This window comes from Bacillus sp. AFS017336, assembly GCF_002555445.1.
Classification (GTDB): domain Bacteria; phylum Bacillota; class Bacilli; order Bacillales; family Bacillaceae_G; genus Gottfriedia.
Window position 1 is genome coordinate 1 of record NZ_NUCO01000063.1, and the last position, 849, is coordinate 849.

Genomic DNA, 849 nt, shown 5'->3' on the forward strand with positions numbered 1-849 from the left:
AACCTGCGACCCCCTGGTCCCAAACCAGGTGCTCTACCAAGCTCAGCCACTTCCCGTAATATGGCACGCCCGAAAGGACTCGAACCCATAACCTTTTGATCCGTAGTCAAACGCTCTATCCAATTGAGCTACGGGCGCATATTATAAATGGTACCGAGGGCCGGACTCGAACCGGCACGGGGTCAACCCCCGCAGGATTTTAAGTCCTGTGTGTCTGCCATTCCACCACCCCGGCAGCATATGTGGAGCGGAAGACGGGGTTCGAACCCGCGACCCCAACCTTGGCAAGGTTGTATTCTACCACTGAACTACTTCCGCGTATACTGCTTTTAAATTATAAATGGTGCGGGTGAAGGGACTCGAACCCCCACACCGAAGTACTAGATCCTAAGTCTAGCGCGTCTGCCAATTCCGCCACACCCGCAAATATTTTCTTTTTGAGAAAATGGTGAGCCATGAAGGATTCGAACCTTCGACCCTCTGATTAAAAGTCAGATGCTCTACCAACTGAGCTAATGGCTCAAAAAGAGTGCCGACTAAAGGACTTGAACCCTCAACCTACTGATTACAAGTCAGTTGCTCTACCAATTGAGCTAAGTCGGCATATGGTGGAGGATGACGGGCTCGAACCGCCGACCCCCTGCTTGTAAGGCAGGTGCTCTCCCAGCTGAGCTAATCCTCCATCAAACCAAGCGACGTTCTACTCTCACAGGGGGAAACCCCCAACTACCATCGACGCTGAAGAGCTTAACTGCCGTGTTCGGTATGGGAACGGGTGTGACCTCTTCGCTATCATCACTTGATTAATTTTCTTTAGGACATTAATTATTATATCAAATTTTCTACTAA

At 50.1% G+C, this 849-nt stretch carries 7 tRNA genes and 1 rRNA gene; all 8 read right to left on the reverse strand.

Annotated features, from left to right (window positions below):
- Positions 1–61: 61 nt before the first annotated feature.
- The 8 genes from CN601_RS21925 to rrf all read right to left on the reverse strand — a co-directional run bounded on the left by CN601_RS21925 (position 62) and on the right by rrf (position 803).
- Positions 62–138: transfer RNA gene (locus CN601_RS21925), tRNA-Arg, on the reverse strand.
- A gap of 10 nt (positions 139–148) precedes the next feature.
- Positions 149–235: transfer RNA gene (locus CN601_RS21930), tRNA-Leu, on the reverse strand.
- Positions 236–243: 8 nt separating this feature from the next.
- Positions 244–318: transfer RNA gene (locus CN601_RS21935), tRNA-Gly, on the reverse strand.
- A gap of 23 nt (positions 319–341) precedes the next feature.
- Positions 342–424, reverse strand: a tRNA-Leu gene (locus CN601_RS21940).
- Positions 425–446: 22 nt separating this feature from the next.
- Positions 447–522: transfer RNA gene (locus tag CN601_RS21945), tRNA-Lys, on the reverse strand.
- Between the two features lie 8 nt (positions 523–530).
- Positions 531–603: transfer RNA gene (locus tag CN601_RS21950), tRNA-Thr, on the reverse strand.
- A gap of 3 nt (positions 604–606) precedes the next feature.
- Positions 607–682: transfer RNA gene (locus CN601_RS21955), tRNA-Val, on the reverse strand.
- A gap of 5 nt (positions 683–687) precedes the next feature.
- A 5S ribosomal RNA gene (gene rrf / locus CN601_RS21960) occupies positions 688–803 on the reverse strand.
- Positions 804–849: the final 46 nt, after the last annotated feature.